The sequence below is a fragment of the Ensifer sp. ENS06 genome (assembly GCF_014852205.1).
Classification (GTDB): domain Bacteria; phylum Pseudomonadota; class Alphaproteobacteria; order Rhizobiales; family Rhizobiaceae; genus Ensifer; species Ensifer adhaerens.
Genome location: NZ_JACVBC010000008.1, coordinates 59,316 through 81,494, shown reverse-complemented (window position 1 = coordinate 81,494; position 22,179 = coordinate 59,316). Strand labels below are relative to the sequence as shown.

At 61.6% G+C, this 22,179-nt stretch carries 22 protein-coding genes; 14 read left to right on the top strand and 8 right to left on the bottom strand.

The features are described from left to right. Positions 1-239: 239 nt before the first annotated feature. From rho to hemE, 3 genes are all read right to left on the bottom strand, one after another. A complete protein-coding gene (gene rho, locus IB279_RS24560; RefSeq protein ID WP_089044254.1) occupies positions 240-1,505 on the bottom strand; it encodes a transcription termination factor Rho in 1,266 nt (421 codons plus the stop codon). A 194-nt stretch (positions 1,506-1,699) separates the two neighbouring features. Next, positions 1,700-2,242: a protoporphyrinogen oxidase HemJ gene (gene hemJ, locus IB279_RS24555; protein ID WP_089044253.1), complete on the bottom strand. Its 543-nt coding sequence runs from the start codon at positions 2,240-2,242 to the stop codon at positions 1,700-1,702. After that, positions 2,239-3,270 (bottom strand): uroporphyrinogen decarboxylase, encoded by a 1,032-nt coding sequence (gene hemE, locus IB279_RS24550; RefSeq protein ID WP_112773162.1) that lies wholly within the window; start codon positions 3,268-3,270, stop codon positions 2,239-2,241. Before hemE ends, hemJ begins: the two co-directional genes overlap by 4 nt. A gap of 407 nt (positions 3,271-3,677) precedes the next feature. Between hemE and IB279_RS24545 the strand changes: the two genes are divergently transcribed. From IB279_RS24545 to dnaQ, 5 genes are read left to right on the top strand one after another with little or no spacing between them, the layout of a single operon-like run. Beyond that, entirely contained in the window at positions 3,678-4,499 is an 822-nt protein-coding gene (locus IB279_RS24545) for a pyruvate, water dikinase regulatory protein (protein ID WP_034800138.1), read from the top strand. Between the two features lie 31 nt (positions 4,500-4,530). Continuing rightward, positions 4,531-5,130 carry a Maf-like protein gene (locus IB279_RS24540; protein ID WP_112773168.1) on the top strand — a complete coding sequence of 200 codons (600 nt, stop codon included), beginning with the start codon at positions 4,531-4,533 and terminating at the stop codon, positions 5,128-5,130. Then, the gene (locus tag IB279_RS24535; protein ID WP_112773161.1) at positions 5,123-5,980 is read left to right on the top strand and encodes a shikimate dehydrogenase; all 858 of its coding nucleotides are present in this window, start codon (positions 5,123-5,125) and stop codon (positions 5,978-5,980) included. The genes IB279_RS24540 and IB279_RS24535 overlap by 8 nt, the downstream gene beginning before the upstream one ends. Next, positions 5,981-6,583, top strand: coding sequence for a dephospho-CoA kinase (gene coaE / locus IB279_RS24530; protein ID WP_090295168.1), 603 nt, complete (start codon positions 5,981-5,983; stop codon positions 6,581-6,583). After that, a complete protein-coding gene (dnaQ, locus tag IB279_RS24525; protein WP_060521525.1) occupies positions 6,576-7,280 on the top strand; it encodes a DNA polymerase III subunit epsilon in 705 nt (234 codons plus the stop codon). Before coaE ends, dnaQ begins: the two co-directional genes overlap by 8 nt. Positions 7,281-7,342: 62 nt before the next feature. Here the strand turns inward: dnaQ and secB are convergent, their stop codons facing one another. Next, the gene (gene secB, locus IB279_RS24520; RefSeq protein WP_060521526.1) at positions 7,343-7,840 is read right to left on the bottom strand and encodes a protein-export chaperone SecB; all 498 of its coding nucleotides are present in this window, start codon (positions 7,838-7,840) and stop codon (positions 7,343-7,345) included. Between the two features lie 181 nt (positions 7,841-8,021). Beyond that, positions 8,022-8,519 carry an FxsA family protein gene (locus IB279_RS24515; protein WP_112773159.1) on the bottom strand — a complete coding sequence of 166 codons (498 nt, stop codon included), beginning with the start codon at positions 8,517-8,519 and terminating at the stop codon, positions 8,022-8,024. Positions 8,520-8,649: 130 nt separating this feature from the next. Between IB279_RS24515 and IB279_RS24510 the strand changes: the two genes are divergently transcribed. The 5 genes from IB279_RS24510 to gyrB all read left to right on the top strand — a co-directional run bounded on the left by IB279_RS24510 (position 8,650) and on the right by gyrB (position 13,980). Then, a complete protein-coding gene (locus IB279_RS24510; RefSeq protein ID WP_034800130.1) occupies positions 8,650-9,354 on the top strand; it encodes a Tim44/TimA family putative adaptor protein in 705 nt (234 codons plus the stop codon). A gap of 15 nt (positions 9,355-9,369) precedes the next feature. Continuing rightward, on the top strand, positions 9,370-10,473 hold the full coding sequence (locus tag IB279_RS24505; protein ID WP_090295165.1) for a murein transglycosylase A: 1,104 nt from the start codon (positions 9,370-9,372) through the stop codon (positions 10,471-10,473). Next, entirely contained in the window at positions 10,466-11,035 is a 570-nt protein-coding gene (locus IB279_RS24500; RefSeq protein ID WP_060583750.1) for a Smr/MutS family protein, read from the top strand. Before IB279_RS24505 ends, IB279_RS24500 begins: the two co-directional genes overlap by 8 nt. Further along, on the top strand, positions 11,032-11,409 hold the full coding sequence (locus IB279_RS24495; protein WP_034800122.1) for a helix-turn-helix domain-containing protein: 378 nt from the start codon (positions 11,032-11,034) through the stop codon (positions 11,407-11,409). The genes IB279_RS24500 and IB279_RS24495 overlap by 4 nt, the downstream gene beginning before the upstream one ends. A 135-nt stretch (positions 11,410-11,544) precedes the next feature. After that, entirely contained in the window at positions 11,545-13,980 is a 2,436-nt protein-coding gene (gene gyrB, locus IB279_RS24490; protein ID WP_034800121.1) for a DNA topoisomerase (ATP-hydrolyzing) subunit B, read from the top strand. Between the two features lie 64 nt (positions 13,981-14,044). On the opposite strand, the gene IB279_RS24485 is transcribed toward gyrB, so the two are convergent. Further along, complete coding sequence (locus IB279_RS24485) at positions 14,045-14,641, bottom strand: nitroreductase family protein (RefSeq protein WP_192339891.1); 597 nt, start codon at positions 14,639-14,641, stop codon at positions 14,045-14,047. 246 nt (positions 14,642-14,887) lie between these two features. On the opposite strand from IB279_RS24485, the gene gabD reads away from it, so the two are divergent. Further along, a complete protein-coding gene (gene gabD, locus IB279_RS24480) occupies positions 14,888-16,342 on the top strand; it encodes an NADP-dependent succinate-semialdehyde dehydrogenase (RefSeq protein ID WP_064817012.1) in 1,455 nt (484 codons plus the stop codon). Positions 16,343-16,469: 127 nt separating this feature from the next. Next, positions 16,470-17,276 (top strand): aldolase/citrate lyase family protein, encoded by an 807-nt coding sequence (locus tag IB279_RS24475; RefSeq protein WP_112772872.1) that lies wholly within the window; start codon positions 16,470-16,472, stop codon positions 17,274-17,276. Here IB279_RS24475 and IB279_RS24470 read toward each other — a convergent pair. Then, complete coding sequence (locus IB279_RS24470; RefSeq protein WP_192339889.1) at positions 17,270-18,358, bottom strand: mannitol dehydrogenase family protein; 1,089 nt, start codon at positions 18,356-18,358, stop codon at positions 17,270-17,272. The genes IB279_RS24475 and IB279_RS24470 overlap by 7 nt on opposite strands. Positions 18,359-18,378: 20 nt before the next feature. Next, complete coding sequence (locus IB279_RS24465) at positions 18,379-19,257, bottom strand: GntR family transcriptional regulator (protein ID WP_060608961.1); 879 nt, start codon at positions 19,255-19,257, stop codon at positions 18,379-18,381. A 219-nt stretch (positions 19,258-19,476) separates the two neighbouring features. Here IB279_RS24465 and IB279_RS24460 point away from each other — a divergent pair, with 219 nt between their 5' ends. Together IB279_RS24460 and IB279_RS24455 are read left to right on the top strand one after the other, a co-directional pair. Next, positions 19,477-20,982, top strand: a complete 1,506-nt coding sequence (locus IB279_RS24460; RefSeq protein ID WP_112772874.1) for a UxaA family hydrolase — start codon at positions 19,477-19,479, stop codon at positions 20,980-20,982. A 35-nt stretch (positions 20,983-21,017) separates the two neighbouring features. Next, positions 21,018-22,037, top strand: a complete 1,020-nt coding sequence (locus IB279_RS24455; RefSeq protein WP_112772875.1) for an aldo/keto reductase — start codon at positions 21,018-21,020, stop codon at positions 22,035-22,037. Positions 22,038-22,179: the final 142 nt, after the last annotated feature.

Below are 22,179 nucleotides of genomic sequence, written 5' to 3'. Positions count from 1 at the left end.
GGTCGGCGTGCTTATGCCGAAAGAATGCCGAAATTTCAAGGCCTCGCCGCATCCTCGTATTTCACGGTGCGCACGTGTTTCACGTGAATCAGCAGAAACGGTGTCTGTCTGATTGCGGGCCTAGTCGGAGATTGTTGCGAAACCGAATCGAATGACCGGAGAATCCGGCTAAGGTTTTGAAACAAGAAAACCGGCCGACGCGTGGTCGACCGGTCCCGAAGTCGGATGATGAACGCGTCTTACGTGTTCATCGAGTCGAAGAAATCGCCGTTGTTCTTCGTCTGCTTGAGCTTGTCGATGAGGAACTCGATCGCGTCGGTCGTCCCCATCGGCGCCAGAATACGGCGCAGCACAAAGATCTTCTGCAGGTCCTGGCGCGGAACGAGCAGGTCTTCCTTACGCGTACCGGACTTGAGAATGTCCATCGCCGGGAAGATACGCTTGTCGGCCACCTTGCGGTCGAGCACGATTTCCGAGTTACCGGTGCCCTTGAACTCTTCGAAGATGACTTCGTCCATGCGGCTGCCGGTGTCGATCAGCGCTGTCGCGATGATCGTCAACGAGCCGCCTTCTTCGATGTTACGGGCGGCACCGAAGAAGCGCTTCGGGCGCTGCAGAGCATTGGCGTCGACACCACCGGTCAAGACCTTGCCCGATGACGGAACAACGGTGTTGTAGGCGCGGCCGAGGCGGGTGATCGAGTCAAGCAGGATAACGACGTCACGGCCGTGTTCCACGAGGCGCTTGGCCTTTTCGATCACCATCTCGGCGACCTGTACGTGGCGGGTCGCCGGCTCGTCGAAGGTCGAGGACACGACTTCGCCCTTCACCGAGCGCTGCATGTCCGTCACTTCTTCGGGACGTTCGTCGATCAGGAGAACGATCAGGTAGCATTCCGGATGGTTCGCGGTGATCGAATGGGCGATGTTCTGCAGGAGAACAGTCTTACCGGTGCGCGGCGGAGCGACGATGAGGCCGCGCTGGCCTTTGCCGAGCGGCGCAACCAGGTCGATGACCCGGGCCGACAGATCCTTCGAGGTCGGAACGTCGAGTTCCATCTTGAAGCGCTCGTTCGGGTAAAGCGGCGTCAGGTTGTCGAAGTGAACCTTGTGACGGATCTTTTCCGGATCATCGAAGTTGATGGTGTTGACCTTGAGGAGGGCGAAGTAGCGCTCGCCTTCCTTCGGTCCGCGGATCGGACCCTCGACCGTGTCGCCGGTCTTCAGCGAGAAGCGGCGGATCTGGGAGGGCGAGATGTAGATATCGTCCGGACCGGGGAGGTAGTTTGCATTCGCCGAGCGCAGAAAGCCGAAGCCGTCCTGGAGCACTTCAACGACGCCTTCACCGATAATCTCGATATCCTGGGCCGCGAGCATCTTGAGGATTGCGAACATCAGCTCCTGCTTGCGCATCGTGCTGGCGTTCTCCACCTCGAGCTCCTCGGCGAAAGCGAGCAGATCGGTCGGCGTCTTGTTCTTGAGTTCTTGTAGCTTCATTTCAGCCATGAAGGATCCATGTTTGGTATGGGTAGTGGGGAGATGGCGAGTATTCGTTAGGGAGCTGCAGCAGGAAGGGGCAGGCTCTTGTCTTTGTCACAAGCCATGAAGAGGAGATGGCAGAAAATAGCGATTCACGTGAAACCCTGCAAGGGGCTGTCGCAAATTAGAAACGCCTATGACAGGCCGCAAATCGATTAAATTCAGAATGGCTTCACGACGACCATGATGACGATGAGGATCATCAAGAGGGTAGGCGCCTCGTTCATCAACCGCCAATAGCGCGCATCGTGCCTGTTCTCGTCGCGCTGAAAGGCGCGCACAGCACGGCTGAAACGCATGTGGACACCGGTCAGCAGCACCACGAACAGAAGCTTGGCATGCAGCCAGCCACCCTGGAAGCCATAAACGCTCCAGGCCAGATAAAGCCCGAGCACCCAGGAAATCATCATGGCCGGGTTCATGATGACCTTCAGGAGCCGCAACTCCATCATCTTGAAGGTTTCCGACTGGGCGGATCCGGGCTCCGCATCCGTGTGGTAGATGAACAGCCTGGGCATGTAGAGCAACGCCGCCATCCAGGACATCACGGCGATAACATGCAGCGCCTTGATCCAGAGATAGAGATCATCCGGGCGCCAGACGAACAGACCGACGAGAAGCGCCACGAACGCACCAAGCGCGATCGCTGCCCTGAGCCGCGCCCTGTTGCCCGGCGCCCGGTCGGTCTGCTTCTCCGCCATCACCGCGCTCCACGAACCCGGGCAACCAGCGCCGAGACATGATCGGGATCGGCCTGCGGCGTTATGCCATGGCCGAGATTGAAGATCAGCGGACCGTGACCGAGTGCGTCGAGAATGCGGTCAACGCCTTCCTCAAGGGCCACGCCGCCGGCAACGACCCGCATCGGATCGAGATTGCCCTGTATCGGCCCTTCCTTCTGCAGATCCTTCGCAAAGGAAAGCGGAACGGTCCAGTCAAGACCGATCGCGTCAGCACCGGTCGCCTGCCGATATCCGTTCAACAGCTGCCCCGCGCCCTTCGCAAAGGCGATGATCCTTGCCTGCGGCCGCTGCGCCCGAACAGAGGCGATGATCCGCTGCACCGGCTTGACGGCGTAGCGGGCGAATTCCTCCTCACCGAGAACACCTGCCCAGGAATCGAAGATCTGCACCGCATCGGCGCCGGCATCGATCTGTCGCACGAGATATTCAGCCGATACATCCGCCAGAAAGGCGAGCAGATGATCGAAGGCCTCGGGATTGCGATACGCGAAGAGACGGGCGGGGGCCTGGTCCGGCGTCCCCTGGCCGGCGATCATATAGGTCGCAACCGTCCAGGGAGCGCCACAGAAGCCGAGCAGCGTCGTTTCCGAGGGAAGCTCTGCGCGCAACCGCGAAACCGTCTCAAAGACCGGCTGGAGGTGTTCAGAGATGCCCTCAGGCTTCAGGAGACGGATACCATCAGCATCGATCGGGTCCATTCGTGGCCCATGGCCTTCCTCGAAGCGCACGTTGCGTTTCAGCGCATCGGGAATGACCAGGATGTCGGAGAAGAGAATGGCGGCATCGAAAGCGTAGCGACGGATCGGCTGCAACGTGACCTCGACTGCGAGATCGGGCGTGTAGCAAAGATCGAGGAAGCTTCCGGCTACGGCGCGCGTTGTCCTGTACTCGGGCAGGTAGCGTCCCGCCTGGCGCATGAGCCAGATCGGAGGAGGTGACACCGTCTTCCCTGCCAAAACCTCCAGAACCTTTCTGCGTGTTTCGGTCACGGATCGTCTCTCCCAATTTAAAATCAAAGATATTTAGAAGGTTTCTATTTCTTAGAGTCGGTGGGTATCAAGGATTAAAACAACGCACTGACTTGTCCACGACCGGCGGTCACGACGCCCGGCTAAGGGAGAATGAGTCCGATCTCTGGAAAAACAACGTGGTCAATCTCAGAAAGGCATTTTGAATCAGTTCTTTAAGTCGCTTTCGATTTTTGACGCGCCTGTGGAAAAGCAGTTGATATGCGTGACACTTTGTCCGCGCCGTGAGTCTTGTCCACATCCGCCGCGAAACAATGTCCGCCGCAGCCCCAATTGTGAATAACTCGGCTGTTTTCCACTTGCCTGGATCCAGGCCCCGTCGTTAGCTGTGTTTCATCCCGGCTTATCAACAGCACCAGGAGAATTGCGTGGAGAACAAGAAAAACTACTTCCACCTTCACCTGATTTCGGACTCAACGGGCGAGACTCTGATTGCTGCCGGGCGCGCCGCCGCGGCCCAATTTCAAAGCTCGCATGCGCTCGAGCACGTCTATCCGCTGATCCGGAACCGCAAACAGCTGCTACAGGTTCTCGACGCGATCGACGGCGCACCGGGCATCGTTCTCTATACAATCGTCGACCGCGAACTCGCCGACATCATCGATCGCCGTTGCCGCGAGATGGGCGTCCCTTGCGTCTCCGTGCTGGATCCCATCATCGACCTCTTTCAGTCCTATCTGGGATCCCCGTCGCGGCGGAGATCCGGTGCTCAGCATGTGATGGATGCGGAATATTTCGCGCGCATCGACGCGCTCAATTTCACCATGGACCATGACGACGGTCAGCTGCCGGCCGATTTCGACGACGCGGATGTCGTCCTCATTGGCATCAGCCGGACGTCGAAGACGCCGACCAGCATCTATCTCGCCAACCGCGGCATCAAGACAGCGAACATCCCGATCGTCCCCGGCGTACCGTTGCCTGAAAGATTGATGGAAGCGACGAAGCCGCTCGTCGTCGGGTTGATCGCGACGGCCGACCGTATCTCGCAAGTGCGCCAGCACCGGGTGCTCGGAACGACGCAAGGCTTTCACGGCGATGAGTACACCGACAAGGCCTCGATCACCGAGGAACTGAAATATGCCCGGTCGCTCTGTGCGCGCAACAATTGGCCCGTCATCGATGTCACCCGCCGTTCGATAGAGGAAACGGCAGCGGCAATCGTTGCCCTGCGTCCACGTCTGCGTTAGAGCGGATTCGAACAATTCGGGAACTTGAATGATGACATCTTCGCTCCTCCTGGCTTCGGCCAGCCCGTTTCGCCGGGCGCTCCTGGAGAATGCCGGCCTGGTCTTTGAAGCGAAGGCAGCCGAGATCGACGAGCGCGCGCTGGAAAAGCCGCTTGAGGATAAGGGCGCTGCGCCCGAAACCGTTGCGCTCGAACTGGCGGAAGCAAAGGCACGCGATGTCGCCAGGTATTTCGCAAACGCGCTGGTGATCGGTTCCGATCAGACAATGTCATTGGGGTCGCGGGTCTACCACAAGCCGAAGACCATGGCGGAAGCCGCCGCACATCTGCTTTCGCTCTCCGGCCAGACGCACCGCCTGAACAGTGCTGTCGTCCTTTTGCGTGGCGAAGACGTCATCTGGCGCCATGTGTCTTCTGCCCACATGACCGTGCGCCCGCTGACGGCAGATTTCGTCGAGCGTCATCTAGAGCGTGTCGGCGAAAAGGCGCTTTCGAGCGTCGGCGCCTACCAGCTGGAAGGCGAGGGCATCCAGCTCTTCGAAAAGATCGAGGGCGACTACTTCACCATCCTCGGTCTCCCGATGCTGCCGCTGCTTGCCAAACTCCGTGAACTGGGAACGATCGATGCGTGATTCACGTGAAACATTTGTTAACCACGCCTTCGTCACCGGCTATCCGATCAAGCATTCCCGGTCGCCGTTGATCCATGGCTATTGGCTGAAACAGCTCGGTCTGCCCGGCAGCTATCGAGCGCACGAGGTCAAGCCGGAAGAATTCGCCGCCTTCATTGCCAGCCTCAAGGACGGGACATCCGGTTTCTGCGGTGGCAATGTGACCATCCCCCACAAGGAAGTGGCCTGTCGGCTGGTGGATCAGCCGGATGAGCTCAGCCAGGAACTCGGCGCCGCCAACACGCTGTGGGTTCAGGACGGAAAGGTGCATGCCACCAATACCGACGGCCGCGGCTTTGTTGCCAACCTCGACGAGCGGGCGGCCGGCTGGGACCGGACGTCGACGGCAGTCATTCTCGGCGCCGGCGGCGCAAGCCGGGCGATCATCCAGGCTGTTCGTGATCGCGGCATCAAGACGATCCATGTCGTCAATCGCACCGTCGAACGGGCGCAGGAACTTGCCGACCGGTTCGGTCCGGCGGTGGAAGCCCATCCGATGGGCGCACTCAAGGACGTGATGACCGGCGCAGGCCTGTTCATCAATACCACCTCGCTCGGCATGGACGGCAGCAAAGCACCGGCGATCGACTTCGGCGTTATGGCTTCGAGCGCAGTCGTCACGGATATTGTCTATGTTCCGTTGAAGACGCCGATTCTGGCGCAGGCAGAGGTGCAGGGCTTTGCGATCGTCGACGGTTTGGGCATGCTTCTGCACCAGGCGGTGCCCGGCTTCGAACTCTGGTTCGGCTGTCGGCCGACGGTGGACGCCGACCTTCGACAATTGATTATCGACGACATGGACAGGCACTGAATGATTATCCTTGGGCTCACCGGATCGATCGCCATGGGCAAGTCGACGACCGCCCAGATGTTTCGCGACTTCGGCGTGCCGGTGAACGATGCCGACGAGGTCGTGCATCAGCTCTATAGCGGCGAGGCGGTGGCGCCGGTGGAAGGGGCGTTTCCCGGAAGCACGAAAGATGGAAAAGTCGATCGCACCGAACTCTCGCGCCAGCTCATGCAGGCGCCGGAACGGCTGCGCGAGCTTGAGGCGATCGTCCATCCGCTGGTGCGCGGCAAGGAGCAGGAGTTCCTCGCGGAAAACCAGGCCGCCAGCGCGCCCTTCGTCGTCCTCGACATTCCTCTCCTGTTTGAAACGGGTGCGGACAAGCGGGTCGATCGCGTCGTCGTCGTGACCTGTTCGGCCGAGCTGCAGCGCCAAAGGGCGCTGAAGCGCCCAGGAATGACCGAGGAAAAACTTGCGATGATCCTTGCGCGTCAGGTGCCGGACAGCGAAAAGCGTAAACGCGCCGACTACATCATCGATACCAGCGACAGTTTCGACGTCACCCGGGGCCAGGTGAAGGCCGTCGTCGACCAACTCGCAGCCAGCAACGGAGACGCGGATGCGTGAGATCATCTTCGATACGGAAACGACAGGCCTCGACAATCGCGAGGACCGGGTGATCGAAATCGGCGGTGTCGAGCTCGAGAACCAATTTCCGACCGGCCGTACGCTGCACATCTATATCAATCCCGGCAACCGCAAGGTTCACCCGGATGCGCTCGCCATCCACGGGATCACCGACGAGTCCCTGAAGGACAAGCCGCCATTTGCCGATGTGGTCGACCAGATCCTCGAGTTTTTCGGCGACGCCCGTTGGGTCGCTCACAACGCCACCTTCGACATGGGCTTTATCAACGCCGAGTTTGCGCGTCTGGGCATGCCGCCGATCGCCATCGAGCGTGTGACCGACACGCTGGCGCTTGCCCGCCGCAAACACCCGATGGGGCCGAACTCGCTGGACGCGCTTTGCCGTCGCTACGGTATCGACAACTCGCACCGCGCCAAGCACGGCGCGCTTCTCGACTCCGAACTGCTGGCGGAAGTCTACATCGAGATGATCGGCGGCCGTCAGGCAGCACTCGGCCTTGTGTCCAGCAGATCGACCGATCAGGCAATCGAACTCGACGACGCGCCGATCCTTATCGGCCAGCGGCCGCGTCCCTTGCCGAACCGGCTCTCGGAGGCGGACCTGGCCGCCCACGCGGCGTTGATCGCGAAGATCGGCGCCAAGGCGATCTGGGCAAAATACGACCCCCAGGACTAAGGCAGATACGAAAAAGCCCGGCACATTGGCCGGGCCTTTCGTTTCAGCAATCTGAAATTCGATCAGTTTGCGGTTTCGTTCGAAACCTGGGCGCGGACCTTTTCTTCGGCCATGCGCTGAGCGAACATCTGCGCGAAATCGATCGGATCGATCATCAGCGGCGGGAAGCCGCCGTTGCGGGTTGCGTCGGCAACGATCTGACGGGCGAACGGGAACAGCAGGCGCGGGCACTCGATGAAGAGCAGCGGCAGCATGTGCTCCTGCGGGAAGCCGGCAACGCGGAAGACGCCGCCATAGGCGAGCTCGACGTTGAACAGGACGCGGTCGCCGTCCTTGGCTTCTGCGTTCAGCGAGAGCACGACGTCGAAATCGTTCTCTGCGAGCGGGTTGGCATTGACGTTGACGTTGATATTGATCGACGGCGCCTTGTCACGGGCCTGCAGCGAACGCGGCGCGCCCGGGTTTTCGAAGGAAAGGTCCTTGATATACTGGGCGAGGATGTTCAGCGTCGGGCTCTGCTGCGCGCTGCCGTTGCCGTTGGATGCGGTATCAGTCGTCATAAGGGTTCCTCGACAAAAATAGGTGAGGCCATCTAGCATTTCGGCCTAGGGCTTACAACCCTGCGGGCCCGGCGCTTTCCAGCGGGCGCTGGGTTTCTGCTCCAAGCGGAAAGCTGAAAGCATGCTCCGGAATATGGGCGATAGAGTGCCGTTCGCGCATTCTGTCACCGTGGCCTCTTGGCTAGGGCCGGCGGCGATCGCCGACCTGCGGCGGATCCTCCTCGTCCGTTCGCGAGAATTCGCCCTCGTCGAGATCGATGACGCGCGGCGAGGGGCGCGGTTCGTGCGGCCGTGTCCAGCCGGCACCGGATGCCGCGGTCACGATCGTCATTCGCTTGCGCAGGAAACCGGCAACCGCATTTCGAACGAAAGGCAGAAACAGCAGGAGGCCGATCACGTCGCTGACGAAGCCGGGCACCACCAGCAGGATCGCCGCGACGAACAGCAATGCGCCGCCAAGCACCTCCCGGCCCGGGTCGCTGCCGTTGCGCGTGGCGTCCTGCATTCGCCGAATGACGGTAAATCCCTGGACTCTCAGCAGGATAACGCCGACAAATGCACTGGCAAGAACCAGCAGCAACGTCATCAGGAGGCCGATCTCTCGGCCGACGACAACGAAACCGGCGATCTCGGCGAGCGGAAGCCCGAGGATGGCAAGGGGGATAAGAAATGAACGCATCGATGCTGCCCGAAAATGAAACCTGGTGTCACATCCCCGTCTAAGGGTGCGACATCGCCATTTGAATGATCTATCCTTGCGGACTATATGGAATAGCCACGAGAAATTCTAACAGCGGTTCCGGGTGGAAATGGGCTCTTTTGACTTCATCACGTTTTTTTTCCTGATCGCCGCGGTGGTCATTTTCCTCCAACTGCGCAGCGTCTTGGGCCGCCGGACCGGGAGCGAGCGGCCGCCGTTTGATCCGTATTCGCCACGCGACATGAGCCAGGGGCCGGAAAACGGCGACAAGGGCAAGGTCGTGCAGCTGCCGCGCCGCGAGAATGCGGACGAAGAAGCAAACCGCTACGAAATGATCGACGCTTTCGCCAAGACCGGAACGACGCTCAACACCCAGCTGCGGGCGCTGAGCGACGCGGATCAGGGTTTCGATCCCAAGGAATTCGTCAACGGCGCCAAGATGGCCTACGAGATGATCGTCATGGCTTTCGCGGACGGCGACCGAAAGACGCTGAAGAATCTGCTGTCCCGCGAGGTCTATGAGGGCTTCGACGCGGCGATCACCGATCGCGAGCGAAAGGGCGAAGTCGTCAAGTCCACCTTCGTCGGCATCGACAAGGCAGATATCATTCACGCCGAAGTGAAGGACAGCGAAGAGAACATCACCGTTCGCATCGTCAGCCAGCTGATTTCGGCGACCTATGACAAGCAGGGCGGTTTGATCGACGGCGACGCCGAGTCGGTTGCGGAGGTCAACGATCTCTGGACCTTCGCGCGCGACATTCGTTCGCGGGATCCGAACTGGAAGCTGATCGCCACCGAATCCGAAAACTGAGCGGACGCGGTACCGATGTCCTATCGATTTGAGCCAGCCCGTTTCGCCGAGCTTCCGGGCTGGCAGCATGATGATCCGACCGCGGTGATCGAGGCGATGCGTCGCTGTCACCAGCATGTCTCGACGGCCAAACCCTATCGCACGGGTTCTCTCGGGATTTCAGTCGACGATCTTTTGCCGGCCTTCTCCGCCTCGCGGCAGCAGGTTGGTAGCGGAGAGAACGCACGGGCGTTTTTCGAAGCGCATTTCGTCCCCTTCCGGATCGTGCCCGAAACGGGTTCCGGTTTTGTCACGGCCTTTTACGAGCCCGAGATCGATGTCCGCACCGAAGCGGACGAGACCTATCGTTATCCGCTCTACCGCCGACCGGACGATCTGGTCGATGTTCACGATGGCAACCGGCCGGAGGGCATGGATCCCTACTTCGCCTTCGGTCTCTCCGAGGGTGGCCGGATCAGCGAGTATCCGGACAGGCAAGCGATCGAGCAGGGCCATCTGGCCGGCCGCGGCCTGGAGATCGCCTATGCGAAGTCCAAGGTCGAGGTCTTCTTCGTTCATGTGCAGGGTGCCGCACGGCTCCGCTTCCCGGACGGTTCGCGTCGCCGTGTCACTTATTCGGCCAAGACCGGGCACTATTTCTCAGCCGTTGGCAAATTGCTGATCGAGCGCGGCAAGATCGATGCCGCCACCGTTTCGATGATGAGTATTCGCGACTGGCTGGAAGCGCATCCCGAAGAGGTCGATGAGGTTCTCTGGCACAACCGGTCATTCATCTTCTTCCGCGAGGCAGACGTCGAGGACGAGCGGCTGGGGCCGATTGCCGCCGCCAAGGTCTCGCTCGAACCGAACCGCTCATTGGCAGTTGATCGGCTGATCCACACCTTTGGCGTTCCTTTCTTTATCGCGAGCGAGAGCCTGACGCGGCTCGATGACGGAAAACCCTTCCAGCGTCTGATGCTGGCGCTCGATACGGGCTCGGCGATCGTTGGCCCGGCCCGCGGCGATATCTTTACCGGATCCGGTTTCGAGGCCGGTGAGCGGGCCGGAGCGGTTCGCAACGCGGCCGACTTTTACGTCTTCGTTCCCAAGGCGGCCGCGGCCCGTTACGGCCATGGCTAAGGACAAGAAACTCTCGGCCGAGGATCGCATTCTCTGGGGCAAGGTTGCCCGTTCGGCGAGACCGATGGCCGGTCGACTCGCCGACCTGATGGAGATTCTGGCCGAAGACGAACAGGCAAAACCTCCGGAAGAGGCGAAGGGCAAGCAGCGGCCGCACCAGCCGGCAACAGCTCTCGAGCAGCCGGGCATAGCGCTGACGAAGAAGCTCGGCGAAAAAGTGCATCATCCACTGGAGCGGCCGGTCAAGCGCAAGCTGGCAAAGGGGCACCTGGTGCTTGAGGGCCGGATCGACCTGCACGGCATGATCCAGAGCGAAGCGCACGGACTTCTTCTGCAGTTTCTGCTGCGGGCGCACGAGCGGGGGCTGCGACATGTGCTCGTCATTACCGGCAAGGGCACCTCGTTCGGCAGCGACGGCGCCTTGAAGCGGGCGGTGCCACTCTGGTTCTCGCTTCCCGAATTCCGGCCGCTGATTTCGTCCTATGAGCCGGCCGCCCGTAACCATGGCGGCGACGGCGCGCTCTACGTTCGCTTGGCGCGCGTGAGAGGCAGCGCGCTATGACGCCCTTCGGCCAGGCTCTGCGCGACCTCAGGCGCCGCAAGGGCGTGTCGCAGAAGGAGATGGCAAAGGCGATCGGCGTCTCGGCCGCTTATCTCTCAGCGCTCGAGCATGGAAAGCGCGGTGCGCCGAGCTTCGACTTCCTCCAGCGCGTCACCGGTTACTTCAACGTGATCTGGGACGAGGCGGAGGATCTGTTCCGCATTGCCAACGTCTCCTCGCCAAAAACGGTGCTCGACACGTCGGGTCTGACGCCGGAGCACACGGCCTTTGCCAACCGATTGAGCGAACAAATTCGCGCTTTGTCTCCGGAGACGATCCGCAAGCTGCAAGATGTTTTGGAAAAAGCCACATTTCCTGATAATGACAGGGGATGAATGCTTGTTTCCGGCCGCCGCGCGGCGGTCCGGGATTTGGAACCCTGGACAAATTTTCTATAGTCCAAGAGGCGTCCGAGACGTGATTCGCAACGAATCACCATGTCCGAAGAACCTGGAAAGACCCGTAGCTGAATGACCGACAATCCTGAGACCGAAACCGGCGCCAGCGCCGAATATGGTGCCGATTCCATCAAGGTGCTGAAGGGCCTGGATGCCGTACGCAAGCGGCCGGGCATGTATATCGGCGACACCGACGACGGCTCCGGTCTGCACCACATGGTGTACGAGGTGGTGGACAACGCGATCGACGAAGCGCTTGCCGGCCATGCCGACATCGTGACGGTGTCGCTCAATCCGGACGGCTCGGTGACGGTAACCGACAACGGTCGCGGCATCCCGACTGACATCCATAAGGAAGAGGGCGTCTCGGCGGCCGAGGTCATCATGACCCAGCTGCACGCCGGCGGTAAGTTCGACCAGAACTCCTACAAGGTTTCGGGCGGCCTGCACGGCGTCGGCGTGTCGGTGGTCAATGCGCTTTCGGTTTCGCTCAAGCTGAAGATCCGGCGCGCAGGCAAGATTCACGAGATGAGCTTCACCCACGGTGTCGCTGACGGCTCTCTCGCCGTTACCGGCGACGCCGGCGATGAGACCGGGACCGAGGTGACGTTCCTGCCGAGCAGCGAGACCTTCACCAAGACCGAGTTCGACTACAACACGCTCGAGCACCGCTTGCGCGAACTCGCGTTCCTGAATTCAGGCGTTCATATCATCCTCACCGACAAGCGCCATTCGGACATCCGCCAGGACGAGATGATGTACGAGGGCGGTCTTGAGGCCTACGTCGCCTATCTCGACCGCGCGAAGAAGCCGCTGGTACACAAGCCGGTATCGATCCGCGGCGAGAAGGACGGCATCACCGTCGAAGTGGCGATGTGGTGGAACGACAGCTATCACGAAAACGTGCTCTGCTTCACCAACAACATCCCGCAGCGCGACGGCGGCACGCATATGGCGGGCTTCCGTGGCGCGTTGACCCGGCAGGTCACGTCCTATGCCGATACGTCCGGCATTACAAAGAGAGAAAAGGTCACGCTCCAGGGCGAGGACTGCCGCGAAGGCCTGACGGCCGTGCTTTCGGTCAAGGTTCCCGATCCGAAGTTCTCGTCGCAGACCAAGGACAAGCTGGTGTCGTCGGAAGTGCGCCCGGTGGTCGAAAGCCTCGTCAACGAGGCGCTCAGCACCTGGTTCGAAGAACATCCGACCGAAGCCAAGATCCTCGTCGGCAAGGTGGTCGAAGCCGCTGCCGCCCGCGAAGCTGCCCGCAAGGCGCGCGAACTGACGCGCCGCAAGGGCGCGCTCGACATCTCGTCGCTGCCGGGCAAGCTGGCGGACTGCTCCGAGCGTGACCCGGCAAAGTCCGAAGTCTTCCTGGTGGAAGGGGACTCGGCGGGTGGTTCGGCCAAGCAGGGCCGGTCGCGCGAAAACCAGGCGATCCTGCCGCTGCGCGGCAAGATCCTCAACGTCGAGCGCGCGCGCTTCGACAAGATGCTGTCGAGCCAGGAAATCGGTACGCTGATCACCGCGCTCGGCACGTCGATCGGCAAGGACGAGTTCAACGCCGACAAGCTGCGTTACCACAAGATCATCATCATGACGGACGCCGACGTCGACGGCGCCCACATCCGCACCCTGCTGCTCACCTTCTTCTTCCGACAGATGCCGGAACTGATCGAGCGCGGCCACATCTACATCGCCCAGCCGCCGCTCTATAAGGTGACGCGCGGCAAGTCGGCGCAGTATCTGAAGAACGAGCAGGCGCTCGAAGACTACCTGATTTCGATGGGTCTCGAGGAAGCGACGCTGCAGCTTGAATCGGGCGAAGTCCGCGCCGGGCAGGACCTGCGCGAGGTGATCACCGATGCCCTGCGCTTGCGTAACCTCATGAACGGGCTTCACTCGCGCTATAATCGGGCGATCGTCGAGCAGGCGGCCATCGCCGGCGCGCTGAACGTCGAGCTCAACGGCCAGCGCGACGAGTACGAAAAGACCGCCGCCGAGATCGCACGTCGTCTCGACGTGATCGCCGAGGAAACCGAGCGCGGCTGGACCGGCACAGTTACCAGCGAAGGCGGGTTGCGGTTCGAACGCATGGTTCGCGGCGTCAAGGAATTCGCCGTACTCGACATGGCGCTGATCGGTTCGTCCGATGCCCGCTATATCGACCAACTGGCGTCAAAGTTGAAAGAGATCTACTCGGCACCGCCGGTTTTGCGTCGCCGTGACGGCGCGCAGGAGGTCAGCGGCCCGCGTGCGCTTCTCGACGCGATCTTTGCCGCTGGCCGCAAGGGCCTGTCGATGCAGCGCTACAAGGGTCTGGGTGAGATGAACGCCGAGCAGCTCTGGGAAACGACGCTCGATCCGAACGTCCGCTCGCTGCTGCAGGTCCGGGTTACCGACGCCACCGACGCCGACGGCCTGTTCTCGCGTCTGATGGGAGACGAGGTCGAGCCGCGTCGCGAGTTCATTCAGGAAAATGCGCTGAGCGTCGCAAACCTCGACATCTGATCGAGGCCCATGCAGAGACATAAAGAAAATCCCGGCCTCAGAGCCGGGATTTTTCGTTGGCGCTTCATTCGCCCTTGAACTGGCCCTCGAAGGCGAATTCGCCGACCGGCTTGCGTTGGCTCGGGATTTCGCGTGCGCGCAGATCGTCCGGCAACGTCGAGGAATCGGCAAGCCGGCCGATCGCAACGGCGGCTTCGACCCGGTAGTGTTCGGGAACATTCAGGGCGTGCATCGCCTTGTCGCGATCGATACCGGCCATGCCATGGGTGTGCCAGCCCGCGAGCGAGGCCTGCAAAGCGAGGCTGTACCAGGCCGCCCCAGTGTCGAAGGCGTGGGTGTAGGCGTGCCGCATCTCGCCGTTCTGCCCTGCATTATGCGTTCTTGAAATCACGATCAGAAGTGCTGCCGCGTTCTTCGCCCAGCGCTGGTTTCCCTCGTCGAGCGTGTCGAGCAGCACCGGGAAGCGATCTGTGCCGCGGCGCGCATAGACGAAGCGCCAGGGTTGCCGGTTGCTGGCAGACGGCGCCCAACGCGCCGCTTCGAAGAAGGAAAGCAGGGTTTTTTCGTCGATTTCCTCATTGGTGAAGGCGCGGGGCGACCAGCGCTCGATGAACACAGCATCGATCGGATGGTCAGCTTTTCTGTTGTCGGTCGCCGTCATGGACAAGCCTCTTCTCGGTGTCGCGTGAACCTGGGAACGCCGCTGGACCGACTGGTGGCCCATGGTTTGATTCGTTTCGAACGCTACATGAGGACGGATGGCGAAGAAACGGGTTGGATGCATGGAAACGTGAGCGCCCGCGCGCCTTGTGCGCCTCAGGAAATTGCAGAAACGGCGACTCGAGGTCATTGCCGTTTCCAAGAAAAAAGTTGTATAAGTTCTGTAGGATTTGAGAGAGGACGGATCATGTCGTTTAAAGACCCATCATTGTTTCGCCAGGCAGCCCTCGTTGGCGGCGCGTGGATCGAGGCGGACGCGGCAAACGCGATCGAGGTGAACAACCCGGCGACGGGCGAGATCATCGGCCGGGTGCCGAAGCTCGGCGCCAAGGAAACCAGGGCTGCGATCGAGGCCGCGCGCGTGGCCCAGAAGACCTGGGCAGCGCGCACGGCCAAGGACCGCGCCGGCGTGCTGCGCAAGTGGTTCGAGCTGATGATCGAGAACAAGGACGATCTCGGCCGCATCCTGACGCTGGAGCAGGGCAAGCCGCTGGCGGAAGCGACCGGCGAGATCGTCTACGGTGCAAGCTTCGTCGAGTGGTTTGCCGAAGAGGCGCGCCGCATCTATGGCGACCTGATCCCCGGCCACCAGCCCGACAAGCGCATCCTGGTCATGAAGCAGCCGATCGGCGTCGTTGCGGCGATCACGCCCTGGAACTTCCCCAATGCGATGATCACCCGCAAGGCCGGCCCGGCCTTTGCTGCCGGCTGCGCCATGGTGTTGAAGCCGGCTGCCCAGACGCCGTTCTCGGCGATCGCCATTGCGATCCTTGCCGAGCGTGCAGGCCTGCCGAAGGGCCTGTTCAGCGTCATCACCGGTTCTGCCCGCGAGATCGGCGCCGAGATGACCTCGAACCCGGTCGTGCGCAAGCTCACCTTCACCGGCTCGACGGAGGTGGGGGCCGAACTCTATCGCCAGAGTGCCGCCACCATCAAGAAGCTCGGGCTGGAACTCGGCGGCAATGCGCCGTTCATCGTCTTCGACGATGCCGATCTCGATGCCGCAGTCGAAGGCGCGCTGATCGCCAAGTTCCGCAACAACGGCCAGACCTGCGTGTGCGCCAACCGCATCTATGTTCAGGACAAGGTCTATGATGCCTTCTCCGACAAGCTCGCCAAGGCGGTCGCCAAGCTGAAGATCGGCAACGGTCTCGACGAAGGCGTGATCCTTGGCCCGCTGATCGACAAGGCGGCGCTGGAAAAGGTCGAGGAGCACATCGCCGATGCGACGTCGAAGGGCGCACGCGTCATCCAGGGCGGCAAGCGCCACACGCTCGGCGGCACCTTCTATGAGGCGACGGTTCTGGCCGACGTCACCCAGGCGATGGCGGTTGCCCGTGAGGAAACCTTCGGGCCGGTCGCCCCGCTCTTCCGCTTCACCGACGAGGCGGACGTGGTCGAACAGGCAAACGACACCGAATTCGGCCTTGCCTCCTATTTCTACGCCAAGGACCTGGCGCGGGTGTTCCGGGTCGCCGAAGCGCTGGAATACGGCATGGTCGGCGTCAACACCGGCCTGATCTCGACGGCGGAAGCGCCGTTCGGCGGCGTCAAGCTTTCCGGACTTGGCCGCGAGGGCTCGCGCTACGGCATCGAGGAGTTCACCGAGATCAAATACGTCTGCCTCGGCGGCGTTGCGTAAGATACGGTACCCAATCTGAAAAACCGGCCGGAAAGTTCTGGCCGGTTTTTTTCTTTGCCGGTAGAAATCTCGTGATTGCGGGATTGAGGCATCGCTCGTCCCGTCGCATAGCAGGAGGAGACGACCCATGCCGGCACCGAAGAACCCTTTCAAAGCAGCCCTGCGCGAAAACCGCTTCCAGCTTGGGCTCTGGGTGGCGCTAGCCAGCCCCTATGCGGCCGAAGTGGTGTCCGGCAGCGGCTATGACTGGCTGCTCATCGACGGCGAACATGCGCCGAACGATATCCCGCTGCTGTCGGCGCAGTTTCGTGCCGTCTCCGCATCGGCGAGCCACCCGATGGTTCGCCTGCCGGTGGGCGATACCGTGTTGATCAAGCAGATCCTCGATACCGGCGTGCAGACCCTCCTGATCCCGATGGTCGAGAGCCTGGCGCAGGCGCAGCAGTTGGTGCGCGCCACCCGCTATCCGCCCCATGGTATTCGCGGCGTCGGCGCCGCCCTCGGGCGGGCCTCGGAGTTCGGCCGCATCGGCGACTATCTTCAGACCGCCGGCGACGAAATCTGCCTGATCCTGCAGATCGAGAGCCGCGCAGGTCTTGCCGCCATCGACGAGATTGCCGCGCTCGATGGCGTCGACGGCCTCTTCATCGGCCCCTCCGATCTGGCCGCCGACATGGGTTACCTCGGCAAGCCGGGTCATCCGGAGGTGCGCGCGGCGATCGCCGACGCGTTCGAGCGCATCAAGAGGGCCGGCAAGGCGCGGGGCATCATGACGCTCGATCTCGAGCAGGCGCGAGACTATCGCGAGATGGGCGCCGATTTCATGGCGATCGGCACGGATGTCACCTCGCTCGTGCGCGAGACGACGGCATTACGCCAGGAGTTTCTCGGTGAGGCGACGTCGGTTCCGAAAAAGCAGGAATCCGGCTACTGATCGCAGATTGCCTGGAGCTCGGGCATGGCTACGCCGGGGCTCCAACGCCGCAAATCGACGATCCGCCGTTCGATCTTTTCGCGATGATGATTGGCGATATCGCCTAGGCGGTGGTTGAGGAACGGGTTTCTGAAGCGTTCCAGCGTCGCGGTCACGTAGTCTGCCGCTTCGCTCTCCAGGCCTTTTGCGGCAAAGGCGGGCATCACTTCGGATTGGTAGATTTTGTCCAAGTGCGCGGCAATGCCGGGGTCGGCCAGGATTTCCCGAACGGTCTCGTTCTGGTCGCGACCTTGCCTAAGCCAGAGCTCTGCGAGTACCGTGTGGCCGAGATTGAGAATGTGAAGCTTCAGCTTCTCGTAAGGCGTCAGGTCATCCACGAGCTTCACGCACGGATGGATGCAAGGGAGCCGCAGGCCGGACTGGTTTTCGATCGCCCAGAGCGCATAAGGTTCGGCAATTGCACCGGCAGGCTCGAGCGGCTCGGAGACGATGCGGTCGACCAGCGTGTTGGCCCAGACGACATCCTTGTCCAGCCAGTCGATAAAGGCGCTGTTTCCCATCCGCTCCGCCGCGAGCCGCAGCATCAGCGCCTTCAACACGTCGCCGTTGCGCGACACGAGCTCGCAAGGAAGAATCGTCAGCGTGCGTCGCGCCGCGTCGAAACGCGCCTTCAAGAGCAGGAGCAGCTTACCCGGAAAGGAAAGCGGAATGTCGGTTATCAGGTCGTTGTCGCCGACCTGGTAACCCGTATCGCCGGTGTTGGAGATCAGGATTTCGGCTTCCTCGGCGATAATCGCCCGGATCTCGCCCCAGTTTTGAGCGGTCGAAAGCGCGCGCGCCACGCTTGTCACTTGCTGCGTCGCGTCGATCGTCTCGCCTTCCTGGATGCCACGGATGATGACGGGAAAGCCTTCCGGCCGGGCAAGGGCTGCAAGGCGTCCAGACCGTTCGCTCGACCCTGTCGTTTGCACGATGGTGATCGGACCGGGCGCTTCCCCCTTCGTCAACGCTTCGCTGATGAAGAGACCGGCATGCGCCTGAAGAAAGCGGCTTGTCCCGAATTGCACGATCGGCGTCGGCATGCATAGGCTCCGATAGCTGGCTATGGAATGGATTGGAGAAGGGTTTCGCGAGCGGACTGAAGGTGTCGCCGGCAGGCCTGTTCCGCCTTGGCCGGGTCGTGCGAACGCAGTGCTTCGATATAGGCGAGGTGTTCTTCGAGCGCGCGGGCGTTGCGCTGGCGGGCATTCGTCTTGTTCCACTGGTAGTGATAGTGGAAGACGATCGCGATGATGTCGTAGAAATCGACGATGAACCGGTTGCTCGATGCCTTGTGCACCAGCAGGTGAAACTGCTCGTCGAGCTCGGAGAACTCCCGGTAGCGATTGTCGATGTCGGCTAGGATGTCCCGGTGCAGAGCCTCGATCTCCCGAAGCTCTTCCCAGGCCGGATGGTTGTCGGGCAAAGAGACGAAGCGCGCGGCCGAGCGCAGTTCGAACATCTCGCGCACTTCCGTCAGTTCCAGCGCGAATTCGCGGGTGAAACCCTTGAGGATCCAATGGCTGTTCGGCCGCTTCTCGATCAGGCCGAAGCGGCTGAAGCGGATCAGGAATTCACGCACGCTGGTCGTGCCGGTTCCAATGTCGCGCGCCAGTTCCAGTTCGTTGATCTGCATGCCCGGTTCGGCGCCGCCGGCGAGAATCCGGCGCATGAAGCTGCGCTCGATGATCTCGGCGAGTGAATCCGTCTCTTCCGTCGGAAAATAATCGTCGGGCCGGGGTTGTCGCAGCACGCTCTTTTTGCGCTTGTCCCAGGCAATCAGCTGCAGTTCCTCGAAGCGGCTGAGGATCGCGCGCACCGTCGTCCGGCTGACGCCGAGCATCTGTCCGAGTTCTGGCTCGGAGGGCAGCGAGGATGTGTCCGCCAGCAACTTCAGGCAGCGGTTATAGGCATCCTTGAAGACGGTGTTCTGCTTTGCCATGGGCGACGTCCGGATCGTTCGAAGTTTTCTGCGCTTACGCGGAAGGCTCCTCTATCCCGTCGCTCCGGTTTTGTCTGCGTCTGTCATCCACATCTGTTCCTCTCAAGTCGCTCCGGGGGGTCTCGGCCGTGCCGCCGATGTTTTCGCTATAATACCCATTGACGGCTATCTGTCTATTGTAGATAAAAGACAGAACGAAAATCATTTGGGAGAAACCGGGTGTCTGCGCCGTCCACCATCCTGCTCGCACCGGAGGACAATGTCGTCGTGGCGACGCTGGCGATTGCCGCTGGCGACGCCCTGCCGAACAATGTTCATGCAGCAGCGAAAGTCGATGCCGGCCACAAGATCGCGATCCGCCCGATCCGCGCCGGCGAGCCGGTCGTGAAATACGCCCAGGCGATCGGCCGGGCGACCGCCGATATCGCGCCGGGCGACCACGTGCACTCCCACAACCTCGCCTTCGACAAGGATCGCTTGGCGATCAGCCCACAGGGGGTGCCGGAAGCGGCAAGCGATGCCGACAAGGCCCGCACCTTCATGGGCTATCGAAGAGGTGATGGCCGGGCAGCGACGCGCAACTACATCGGTGTCGTCGCCAGCGTGAACTGTTCCACCACGGTCTGTCGCGCCATCGCCGAGGAGGCGAACAGGCGCATTCTCCCGAGATATGAGGGTATCGACGGTTTCGTGCCGATCGTGCACGATCAGGGCTGTGGCATGTCCTCGACCGGCGACGGCATGGCCAATCTGCACCGCACGCTCGCCGGCTACGCCCGCCATGTCAATTTCGGCGGCGTTCTGATGGTCGGCCTCGGCTGCGAGGTCAACCAGTTGACGCTCTATGGTCAGAGCGGCGCCGGCGCGGAGAAACGTCATTTCAACATCCAGGAAGCCGGCGGCTCGCGTCGTTCCGTTGAAAAGGCGCTGGGGATTCTCGAGGAAATCGCGGCCGAAGTCGGCAAGGAACGCCGTATTGCGATCCCGGTCAGCGAGATCATCGTCGGTTTGCAATGTGGCGGTTCAGATGGGCTTTCGGGCATCACCGCAAATCCGGCGCTGGGTGCTGCGGTCGATATCCTTGCCGCGGCCGGCGGCACGGCGATCCTCTCCGAGACTTCGGAAATCTATGGCGCCGAGCACCTGTTGCGCAGCCGTGCAGTCAACGAAGCAGTGGCGCTGAAACTTGATGGGCTGATTGCCTGGTGGGAGAGCTATGTGGCGATGCATGGCGCCTCGCTCGACAACAATCCTTCGCCGGGCAACAAACGTGGTGGCCTGACCACGATCCTCGAAAAATCGCTCGGCGCCGTCGCCAAGGGCGGCCGCTCGCCGCTGAACGCGGTCTACCGTTATGCCGAACGCGTCACCGAGCACGGGCTCGTCTTCATGGATACACCTGGCTACGACCCGGTATCGGCCACTGGCCAGGTCGCCGGCGGCGCCAATGTCATTGCCTTTACCACCGGTCGCGGCAGCTGTTTCGGCTGTCGGCCCGCGCCGTCGATCAAGCTTACCAGCAACACGGCGCTCTACCGGGCGATGGAAGAGGACATGGATATCGATTGCGGCGTGATCGCTTCGGGGGAGGCGAGCATTGCCGGGCTTGGCCGCGAGATCTTCGATCTGATCATCGAGACCGCTTCGGGCCGCAAGACCAAGAGCGAGCTTTTCGGCTACGGCGATAATGAGTTCGTGCCCTGGCATCTGGGCGCAACGCTCTAAGTACGTAAGGCATCCTGGGAGGAGGAAACGGGGAAATGCAGACGAGACGGATCGGTCGAACCGACCTATCGGTGACCGAGTTTAGCTTCGGCGCCGCCGGTCTCGGCGGCCTCTACCGCGAATGCACCCGCGAGTCGGCGATGGCGACCCTGGACGCTGCCTGGCAGTCGGGCATGCGCTACTTCGACGTTGCGCCGTTCTACGGCCTCGGCCTTGCCGAGCGCCGCGTCGGCGACTTCCTGCGCGATAAGCCGCGCGACCAGTTCGTGCTCTCCACCAAGGTCGGCCGTCTCCTGCATCCGGTGCCGCAAGACAAGGTGCCGGACTATTCCTATGTGAAGCCGCTCAATTTCGACGTCACCTACGACTACAGCTATGACGGCATCATGCGCTCGGTCGAGTTCAGCTACGCCAGGCTCGGGCTCAACCGCATCGATATCCTCTATGTGCATGATATCGGCGTCTATACCCATGGCGCCGCCCGCAATGCGATCTATCTGCGGCAGTTGCTGGAGGGCGGCCTCAAGGCGTTGGAGGAGCTGAAATCCTCGGGAACGATTGCGGCCTATGGTCTTGGCGTCAACGAGGTGCCGGTCTGTCTCGACGTCCTGCGTCATGCCGATCTCGACTGCATCCTGCTCGCCGGGCGTTACACCTTGCTCGACCGGTCGGCTGTCGCCGAACTGCTGCCGCTCTGCGAGAAGAAGCAGACTTCGCTCGTCGTCGGCGGGGTCTTCAATTCGGGCATCCTGGCGACGGGACCGGTCGAAGGCGCGCATTTCGACTACATGCCGGCAACGGAAGATATCCGGCAAAAGGTCGGTGCCATGGACGCGGTCGCCCGCGGCATGAACGTGCCGCTTGCCGCACCCGCCATGCAGTTTCCGCTCGCCAGTCCGCAGGTCGCCTCGGTGCTGCTCGGCACCGCCAAGCCGCAGAGCCTGGCGCGGAACATGGCGCTCGTCGAGCACCGGTTTTCCGCCGCCGATTTCGCCGCCTTCGAGCCGTTCACACTGGTCGCACCGGAGCTCGGGGACGAGCCGGTTCGGGTTTAACGGACGGCACTAAAGCGCCGTCTGAAATGCTGTTCCGGCAGCTTGCCAAGCCGGGATTGTCGTATTAGCATTCCAATATGTTTTTTATCGATAAAAGGTCGATAAGCCAGCACCTGCGATCGATCTCCAAGAAGTGGAACAC

What these genes read in the sequence shown, in the direction of transcription:
- rho (WP_089044254.1), bottom strand. Translation starts at nt 1,505, where the DNA reads ATGGCTGAAATGAAGCTACAAGAACTCAAGAACAAGACGCCGACCGAT.
- IB279_RS24540 (WP_112773168.1), top strand. Translation starts at nt 4,531, where the DNA reads ATGACATCTTCGCTCCTCCTGGCTTCGGCCAGCCCGTTTCGCCGGGCG.
- IB279_RS24535 (WP_112773161.1), top strand. Translation starts at nt 5,123, where the DNA reads ATGCGTGATTCACGTGAAACATTTGTTAACCACGCCTTCGTCACCGGC.
- coaE (WP_090295168.1), top strand. Translation starts at nt 5,981, where the DNA reads ATGATTATCCTTGGGCTCACCGGATCGATCGCCATGGGCAAGTCGACG.
- dnaQ (WP_060521525.1), top strand. Translation starts at nt 6,576, where the DNA reads ATGCGTGAGATCATCTTCGATACGGAAACGACAGGCCTCGACAATCGC.
- secB (WP_060521526.1), bottom strand. Translation starts at nt 7,840, where the DNA reads ATGACGACTGATACCGCATCCAACGGCAACGGCAGCGCGCAGCAGAGC.
- IB279_RS24515 (WP_112773159.1), bottom strand. Translation starts at nt 8,519, where the DNA reads ATGCGTTCATTTCTTATCCCCCTTGCCATCCTCGGGCTTCCGCTCGCC.
- IB279_RS24510 (WP_034800130.1), top strand. Translation starts at nt 8,650, where the DNA reads ATGGGCTCTTTTGACTTCATCACGTTTTTTTTCCTGATCGCCGCGGTG.
- IB279_RS24505 (WP_090295165.1), top strand. Translation starts at nt 9,370, where the DNA reads ATGTCCTATCGATTTGAGCCAGCCCGTTTCGCCGAGCTTCCGGGCTGG.
- IB279_RS24500 (WP_060583750.1), top strand. Translation starts at nt 10,466, where the DNA reads ATGGCTAAGGACAAGAAACTCTCGGCCGAGGATCGCATTCTCTGGGGC.
- IB279_RS24495 (WP_034800122.1), top strand. Translation starts at nt 11,032, where the DNA reads ATGACGCCCTTCGGCCAGGCTCTGCGCGACCTCAGGCGCCGCAAGGGC.
- gyrB (WP_034800121.1), top strand. Translation starts at nt 11,545, where the DNA reads ATGACCGACAATCCTGAGACCGAAACCGGCGCCAGCGCCGAATATGGT.
- IB279_RS24485 (WP_192339891.1), bottom strand. Translation starts at nt 14,641, where the DNA reads ATGACGGCGACCGACAACAGAAAAGCTGACCATCCGATCGATGCTGTG.
- gabD (WP_064817012.1), top strand. Translation starts at nt 14,888, where the DNA reads ATGTCGTTTAAAGACCCATCATTGTTTCGCCAGGCAGCCCTCGTTGGC.
- IB279_RS24475 (WP_112772872.1), top strand. Translation starts at nt 16,470, where the DNA reads ATGCCGGCACCGAAGAACCCTTTCAAAGCAGCCCTGCGCGAAAACCGC.
- IB279_RS24470 (WP_192339889.1), bottom strand. Translation starts at nt 18,358, where the DNA reads ATGCCGACGCCGATCGTGCAATTCGGGACAAGCCGCTTTCTTCAGGCG.
- IB279_RS24465 (WP_060608961.1), bottom strand. Translation starts at nt 19,257, where the DNA reads ATGGCAAAGCAGAACACCGTCTTCAAGGATGCCTATAACCGCTGCCTG.
- IB279_RS24455 (WP_112772875.1), top strand. Translation starts at nt 21,018, where the DNA reads ATGCAGACGAGACGGATCGGTCGAACCGACCTATCGGTGACCGAGTTT.